Here is an 8058-nt window from a genome sequence, read left to right as displayed (position 1 = left end):
CGGGCAAAAAAGATACGTCAAGATGGCGTGGCTGAATTTATCAGTGCTTCCCTAAATACTCCTTTGCACGTCCGACGTAGATGCGAAGGAACCTGTTTGCTCCTGCCGTAATATAGACGTGGTAAGGCTTTCCTTTATGCGTCTGGGGAGCCTCCGCAATCGGGCGAACAAATCTGCCTCAATCTGAGGCGTTGTTTTATCAGCGCTTCCCTAAGCAACGCGCTTTGAGAGTATGTGGGCATGAATGAAGTCGGAGTGGCTTTATTGTCGTTATAACACAAAATCTGTTGTAACAGGAGAAATAAGAAATGGACATAAGTAACCACTTTTGTGTGCGACCGGTCGGTCAAGGTCTCTTTTATACAGGGTGTCTGCCTACAGTGTTTTCACCACGTCGATTCTTTAATTTTGTATATGATTGCGGAAGTACTAGAAAAAAAGGAATAGAACCTGTAATTGACAGTTATATAAAAAATGAGCTAAGATGTGATGTTTTGGATATGATTGTAATTTCGCATTTTGATGCTGATCACGTCAATGGATTACCTTATTTACTGGGAGATAATCAAGGCGTTCGTGTAGAGCGCGTATATATTCCATATTATGACGTTGAGGATTATTTGCTTGCTGTTATTTGGATAGAAGTTTTTCGTTTAGAGCACAGAATAAACTCTGTTATATTTGTCACGATGCAGGATAATGAAGATCTTAAACAATTGCAGCGTTCAAATTTGGAAAAAGGAAAGTATAAACCTCGTGAAGATAAGTATTCAATAGAAAGCCAGGTCATGTTTCACCTCAGATCACATGATACGGAGGTGACGCTGGAAGAGTATTGTTGGCGGTTCAAATTTTATAATAGAACTATAGAAATCGATAGGAAATTGACAATAAAAGAAAAGATAGATCGACTACTTTCTAAATATCAATGTAAAGCTTTATCGGATTTGCTGGCTAAAAAGGAGGTAAGACAGGAACTAAAAAATATTTATATAGAAAATACGAAAGTCTCACGAAAGGAGACACCTGCTGATAGCATAAACAATTCGTCTTTATGTATGTACCACGGCCCATTAATGAAAATAAGAATAAATATAGATGCTTTGTGTTCCTTTTATCCTCATAAACAAGAAAAATCATGGATGGATCGGAACTCTTTTTGCTGGCACCTAGAACTCCCCGCAGGAACGTTGTTGACGGGTGATATATCCCTTGCAGGCGATAACTGTATGAAGGATTTTGTTGCACATTATCAAGAAGAACTTGATTTAGTCGGGATATTTTTTGTACCTCACCATGGTTCAGGATTTTCGTGGAACGAACAAATTTTAGAGGTTTTTTCAAAGGTGCTCTTTATATGCTCTTATGGTTTAACGAATGGGTATCATCATCCGAGCTTTCAGGTCATTGCTGCACTTGGAGAGGCACAAAAGCAAGTATTCTTTTCTACGGAAAGGCATATGATTGAATATAATTTTTCATAAATTTTAAGAAATCTCACGGGCTATAAATTAAGCGGAAAAGTAGAGACAGTGAATTTGCAGCCTTCAACATAAGATAAAATTCATTTGTTTTTTCTCAACAAATGGTGTCTGTACGAAAATTGTATTATGATTAAATTTTATGAAGTAATATTTGGAGGAACTATGAACTACCGTACAATTACATTTCCAAACAACAGCCTATTCCTCGTCACAGGTGGTGCCGGCTTTATCGGCTCGAATCTGGCTGAGGCGGTGCTATCGATGGGACACAGGGTTCGTGTGCTGGACAATCTGTCGACGGGGTATGCGAAGAATATCGCGGGATTTCGGGACAATCCGAGGTTTGAGTTTATCGAGGGCGATATTCGGGATGCCGCGCTTTGCGATCGCGTCTGCGAGGGCGCGGGCTATGTGCTGCATCAGGCGGCGGCGGTGAGTGTGCCGGAGAGTATTGAGCAGCCGGTGGACTATACGCTGACGAATATTGTTGGCACGGTCAACATGATGGAGGCGGCAGCGAAAAATGGGGTGAAGAAGTTCACCTATGCGTCGAGTGCTGCGGTCTATGGCGACGATGAGACGATGCCGAAGCGGGAGGAGATTGTCGGAAACCGTCTCTCGACGTATGCAGTGACGAAGTTTGTCGCGGAGGAGTATGCTTATCAGTATACGATGCACTACGGTCTTGACTGCTACGGGATGCGCTATTTCAACGTGTACGGTCGTCGACAGGATCCGAACGGTGCGTATGCGGCGGTGATTCCGAAGTTCATCGAGTGCCTGCTGCGCGACGTGCCGCCGACGATTAACGGCGACGGGGAGCAGTCGCGTGATTTCGTCTATGTGGAGGATGTTGTGCAGGCAAATCTCCTCGCGTGTGTCGCGCCGCATGAGGCGGCGGGTGAGGCGTACAATGTCGCGGCGGGCAAGCGGTCGAACCTCAATGAGCTGTATGCGGTGCTCAGTGCACTGTTCGAGAAGGATTTGAAGCCTGTATTTGGCCCTGAGCGCAAGGGGGATATCCGTCACAGCGGGGCGGACATCTCGAAGATCTGCAAAAAACTTGGCTATGCGCCGGAGTATGATTTCGCGAAGGGGATCAAAGAGGCAATTCAATGGTATAGGGAAAACCTGTGAGCCGTCTTGTCGCAGCATTTGCTCAGGTGAAAAAGCAGGATCATACTTCCTCTTGACAAGGGGGAATGTTCTATATTAATATCTGATTATATTTAAGAAACCTCTGATAAAGGAAGCATCGCCGTCTTGGCGTATCTTTTTTGCTCCCACAATGTCTGCAAATCCGCTACATAGTCTTTGCTGTGTGTCCGGGTTACCCCTCGTCCGGATGAAAAATCTGTGTTCATCTGAGGGGGCGTTTTATCAGCGATTTCTTACAGATGAAAAGAGTTTTTGTATATCAGCCGTTATGTGCTGTGAGAAGGAGAATGTATGAGTGTAAGGCAAGGAGAACTCAAGGGAGCAATGAAGCAGTCAACGGTCAATCTGCTCTTGGGGGTTGGCAACATTGTGATCGTCATTCTTTTGATTCTGTGTACGATCCTGCTGCGAAACTCGTATCAAAATGTGCTGACAGCAGAGACACGTAAGACCGAGTTCAAGCAACTCGGCATCGATCTTGCAAATGCCTCCACGGATCTGACGAATGAGGCGCGCAGCTATGTCCAGTTTGGTGACAAGACATATTATGATAACTACTGGAGGGCGGTCAATGAGACCAAGACGCGGGACAAGGTCGTTGAGCGTCTGAAGGAGATGAATGCCCCGCAGTCGGAATTGGCACTCTTGGAGGACGCGAAAACGAAGTCCGACGCGCTGATCTCAATTGAGCGGGCGGCAATGCAGGCGGCGGAGGAGGGGGATTTTGATACGGCGCGTGCCCTGATGTTCGGCAGCGAGTACGAGAGCCATGCGGCGAAGATCATGGAGCCGATCCAGCGTTTCCAAGATATGATGAATGCGCGTGCAGCGGCGGAACTGCACGAGGAAGAGGCATCGACCTCTCGTTTGATCGTCGCGCTGCTCGTTCTCATCGTCGGATCGGCGCTTCTAAGCGGGCTCAACATCTTCTATTCATCCACGCGCATCATCCGCCCGCTCGTTCGTCTGAAGGATCATATGATGGTCATGGCGAACGGTGATCTGACGGAAACAAATAAGGTGGACAGCGATGCCTCTGAGATCGGACAGCTCGCCGAAGCCCTCGCGCGTACGCGCAACAACCTCAGTCATCTCCTTGGCGCAGTCAAGCAGGAGGCAGGTGCGATCGAGAACGTCGTTCACCGTGTGGATGGCAACGTCGTAGAACTCAACACCTCCACGCAGACGGTTTCCTCGACGACGCAGGAACTTGCTGCACGGATGGAGGAAACCTCCGCATCTGCAGAGGAGATGGAGTCTACGTCACGCTCCATGGAGGAGTCCATTCGCACGATTGCATCACAGGCAGAAGAGGGCGTGGAGAAGGCATCTGCCATTCGCACGCAGGCGCGAGCTGTCATGATGCAGTCCGAGCACAACCAAAAAGAGACGGAACGCATGATCCGCGAGACGGGGATCAGCTTAAAGGAGTCCATCGCGAAGGCCAAGGCGGTGGAGGAAATCAATGTGCTTGCCGACTCGATCAAGCAGATCACAGATCAGACCAATCTGCTTGCGCTCAATGCAGCAATCGAGGCGGCGCGTGCCGGGGAGGCCGGAAGAGGCTTCAGCGTCGTTGCCGATGAGATCCGAAGACTTGCCGAGCAGTCCAACGAGGCAATCAACAAGATCCAGGAAACGACCGGCATCATTGTCTCGTCGGTCGAGGAGCTCTCCGTAAAGGCGGGCGGTGTACTCGACTTTATGGAGGCCCAGATCATCCCTGACTACCGGATTCTCGTCGAGACAGGCAGAGATTACAACCGCGACGCAGAGTACTACAACGATTTCTCTGAGGAGCTGCGGAGCGTGTCCTCGAAGCTGCTCACCGGTGTTGACGGGCTGATGCAGACCATTCAAGGCGTGTCCTCCGCCTCCTACGAGGGGGCGCAGGGAACGACCAACATCGCAGAACGCGTCGTCGAGGTGGCACAGAAGGCAGATGAGGTTCGGATGCTGACCGCAGAGGCGAACAGCGTCTCGGACAAGCTGAAAGCTGTCGCTGAAAAGTTCAAGGTATAGAGCACTGTTCCCCTGATGCCTGACTTTATCAGTGTTTTTCGAAAAAAATCGGGTGCTGCGGCAAGCTCTTTTTACTCCTGCATAAAACTTTGCGGTAAAAGTTCTCTGCAACGGATAAAAGGTTTGACTTTTATTGGGAATGGTTTATAATATAAATCGTATGAAGGGTGCGGCGAAAAAGGTATGCAGCACCAAGAATTAGGGACTCAACAGGGGGTATTTCAATGGCAGTAAAAGTTGCTATCAATGGTTTTGGCCGTATCGGTCGTCTCGCGTTCCGTCAGATGTTCGATGCTCCCGGCTATGAGGTCGTCGCAATCAACGATCTGACGAGCCCGACGATGCTCGCACATCTCCTGAAGTATGACTCTACGCAGGGGCGTTATAAGTACGCGGATGCGGTCGAGGCTGGCGAGAACTTCATCACGGTCAACGGCAAGAAGATCAACATCTATGCACAGGCGGATGCTGCGCAGATCCCTTGGGGACAGCACGATGTCGATGTTGTGCTCGAGTGCACGGGCTTCTACACGGCAAAGGCAAAGGCTGAGGCGCATCTGAAGGCGGGTGCGAAGAAGGTCGTTATCTCCGCTCCTGCGGGCAATGACCTCCCGACGATTGTCTACAACGTCAACCACAAGAACCTCACGAAGGACGACAAGGTCATCTCGGCGGCTTCCTGTACGACGAACTGCCTTGCGCCGATGGCAAAGGCTCTGAATGATCTCGCTCCGATCAAGAGCGGCATCATGGCAACGATCCATGCCTACACGGGCGACCAGATGCCGCTTGACGGTCCGCAGCGCAAGGGTGATCTGCGCCGCAGCCGTGCAGCCGCACTCAACATCGTTCCAAACTCCACGGGGGCGGCGAAGGCAATCGGTCTCGTTATCCCTGAACTCAACGGCAAACTCATCGGTGCGGCACAGCGCGTTCCGACCCCGACGGGTTCCACGACGCTCCTCTACGCAGTGGTCGAGGGCAAGGTTACGGTTGATCAGGTCAATGCCCAGATGAAGAAGGAAGCGACGGAGTCGTTCGCCTACAACACGGATGAGATCGTCTCGAGCGACATCATCGGCACGACGTACGGCTCGATCTTCGATGCGACGCAGACGATGGTCAGCGACACGGGCGACGGCAACACGCTCGTTCAGGTGGTCTCCTGGTACGACAACGAGAATAGCTACACGAGCCAGATGGTTCGCACGATCAAGTACTTCGCTGAGCTCGGCTGAGACAAGTAAACAGAGATATACGGGACATGGATCGGAATTGCTAGCGTTCTGATCGAGTTACCGTGTGCATACGATCTTTCGCGAGGTCCGGCCGACGTTTGGGCCGGATCTCGTTTCTTTATGGAGGGGACAATATGAACAAAAAGACAATGATGCACCTTGAGCCGAACGGAAAAAAGGTCTTTGTTCGCGTAGATTTCAACGTGCCGATGGACGAGCATCAGCACATCACGAACGATACGCGCATCCGTGCGACGCTGCCGACGATTCAGCATCTGCTGAATGCGGGGGCGGCGGTTATTCTCGCCTGTCATGTCGGCCGCCCGACAGAGGCGCGCGAGCCGCAGTTCTCGACGCGTCCGATTGTGGCGCGTCTGGAAGAACTCCTCGGACAGACGGTGAAATGGGCACCGGACTGCGTTGGTCCGGAGGCGGAGAAGGCTGCTGCCGACCTGAAGCCGGGCGAGGTGCTTCTCCTTGAGAATCTCCGCTATCACAAGGCGGAGAAGAAGAACGATCCGGAGTTCGCAAAGCAGCTTGCGTCGCTTGCGGACGTTGCGGTGGACGATGCGTTCGGCGTTGCGCACCGCGCACACGCCTCGAACGTCGGTATCACGGCACATCTTGAGACGGTGGCGGGCTTCCTCATGGAGAAGGAGATCAACTACATCGGCAAGACGCTCGAGGCACCAAAGCGTCCGTTCGTCGCTATCATCGGCGGTGCGAAGGTCTCGGACAAGATCGGTGTCATTGAGAACATGATCGACAAGGTGGACACGATCATCATCGGCGGCGGTATGGCGCACACCTTTGATGCGTCGAAGGGCTATCCGATCGGCGACTCCCTCTGCGAGCGCGATAAGATCGACCTCGCGAAGGAACTGCTCGAAAAGGCGGAGAAGAAGGGCGTGAAGGTCGTTCTGCCCGTGGATGTTGTCATCGCGGACAAGTTCGCGGCGGACGCGAACACGAAGACGGTCGATGTGGACAAGGTGCCCGACGGCTGGCAAGCACTCGACAGCGGTGCAAAGACCTCCGAGGAGTATGTCAAGGCACTGCAGGGAGCAAAGACGGTGATCTGGAACGGCCCGATGGGTGTGTTCGAGTTCGATGCGTTTGCAAAGGGCACGGAGGCGGTTGCGCGTGCGGTTGCACAGGCGACGAAGGAAGGCGCAGTCTCCATCGTCGGCGGTGGCGACTCCATCGCGGCGCTGAAGAAGACGGGGCTGTCCGAGAAGATCTCGCACATCTCGACGGGCGGCGGCGCAACGCTGGAGCTGCTTGAGGGCAAGGTACTGCCGGGCATTGCGGCACTCGCGGACGAGTAAAGAGTGTAGAGTAGAGGAGAACATATATATGGCAAGAACACCGATTATTGCAGGAAATTGGAAGATGAACAATACGGTCGCGGCGGGTATCGCGCTCGTAAAGGAACTTGCTCCGCTCGTCAAGGACGCAAAGGCGACGGTCGTCGTCTGCCCGACGGCGACGGCACTCGCAGGCGTGACCGAGGCGGTCAAGGGGGCGAACATTGCGGTCGGGGCACAGAACGTGCACTGGGAGAAGAGCGGCGCATACACGGGCGAGATCTCGACGGAGATGCTGACGGAGCTCGGTGTCTCCTACTGCGTACTCGGTCACAGCGAACGACGCGACTACTTCGGCGAGACGAATGAGGGCGTGAACAAGCGTGCTCGTGCGGCGTATGCGGCGGGCATCACGCCGATCATCTGCTGCGGCGAGTCGCTTGAGATCCGCGAGGCGGGCACATACCTCGCCTATGTCGCGTACCAGATCGAGGCGGCACTCGCGGGCTTTGCGGCGGCTGATGTCGCGAAGCTCGTCATCGCCTACGAGCCGATCTGGGCGATTGGCACGGGCAAGACAGCGACGTTCGATCAGGCGGAGGAGGTCTGTGCACACATTCGCAAGACCATCGAGGCGAAGTACGGCGCGGCGGCAGCCGAGGGCGTACGCATCCAGTACGGCGGCAGCGTGAAGCCCGAGACGATTGCGGGGCTCATGGAGAAGCCGAACGTCGACGGTGCACTCGTCGGCGGCGCAGCACTCAAGGCGAAGGATTTTGCTGCGATTGTTAATTTCTAAGGAATCGCTGATAAAATGAAGTCCGTCAGATTGGCGTAGATTTTTTCGTC

At 52.6% G+C, this 8058-nt stretch carries 6 protein-coding genes; all 6 read left to right on the top strand.

What is annotated here, in order from left to right:
* Positions 1-308: 308 nt before the first annotated feature.
* Positions 309-1484, top strand: a complete 1176-nt coding sequence (locus tag ACO6BQ_RS11400; RefSeq protein ID WP_489121047.1) for a ComEC/Rec2 family competence protein — start codon at positions 309-311, stop codon at positions 1482-1484.
* Positions 1485-1646: 162 nt separating this feature from the next.
* Positions 1647-2621, top strand: coding sequence for an SDR family oxidoreductase (locus ACO6BQ_RS11395; protein ID WP_489121045.1), 975 nt, complete (start codon positions 1647-1649; stop codon positions 2619-2621).
* A gap of 312 nt (positions 2622-2933) precedes the next feature.
* Positions 2934-4664, top strand: coding sequence for a methyl-accepting chemotaxis protein (locus ACO6BQ_RS11390; RefSeq protein WP_489121043.1), 1731 nt, complete (start codon positions 2934-2936; stop codon positions 4662-4664).
* Positions 4665-4888: 224 nt separating this feature from the next.
* On the top strand, positions 4889-5902 hold the full coding sequence (gene gap / locus ACO6BQ_RS11385) for a type I glyceraldehyde-3-phosphate dehydrogenase (protein WP_489121039.1): 1014 nt from the start codon (positions 4889-4891) through the stop codon (positions 5900-5902).
* A gap of 134 nt (positions 5903-6036) precedes the next feature.
* A complete protein-coding gene (locus tag ACO6BQ_RS11380) occupies positions 6037-7230 on the top strand; it encodes a phosphoglycerate kinase (protein WP_489121037.1) in 1194 nt (397 codons plus the stop codon).
* Between the two features lie 28 nt (positions 7231-7258).
* On the top strand, positions 7259-8008 hold the full coding sequence (gene tpiA / locus ACO6BQ_RS11375; protein ID WP_489121036.1) for a triose-phosphate isomerase: 750 nt from the start codon (positions 7259-7261) through the stop codon (positions 8006-8008).
* Positions 8009-8058 lie beyond the last annotated feature (50 nt).

The organism is Centipeda sp. (in: firmicutes), from assembly GCF_057271695.1.
The sequence above is the reverse complement of the archived record's forward strand: the minus strand, read 5'-3'. Positions and strand labels throughout refer to the sequence as shown.

Excerpts from the sequence above, each read along its gene's own strand:
- ACO6BQ_RS11400 (WP_489121047.1), top strand. The coding sequence starts at position 309 with ATGGACATAAGTAACCACTTTTGTGTGCGACCGGTCGGTCAAGGTCTC.
- ACO6BQ_RS11395 (WP_489121045.1), top strand. The coding sequence starts at position 1,647 with ATGAACTACCGTACAATTACATTTCCAAACAACAGCCTATTCCTCGTC.
- ACO6BQ_RS11390 (WP_489121043.1), top strand. The coding sequence starts at position 2,934 with ATGAGTGTAAGGCAAGGAGAACTCAAGGGAGCAATGAAGCAGTCAACG.
- gap (WP_489121039.1), top strand. The coding sequence starts at position 4,889 with ATGGCAGTAAAAGTTGCTATCAATGGTTTTGGCCGTATCGGTCGTCTC.
- ACO6BQ_RS11380 (WP_489121037.1), top strand. The coding sequence starts at position 6,037 with ATGAACAAAAAGACAATGATGCACCTTGAGCCGAACGGAAAAAAGGTC.
- tpiA (WP_489121036.1), top strand. The coding sequence starts at position 7,259 with ATGGCAAGAACACCGATTATTGCAGGAAATTGGAAGATGAACAATACG.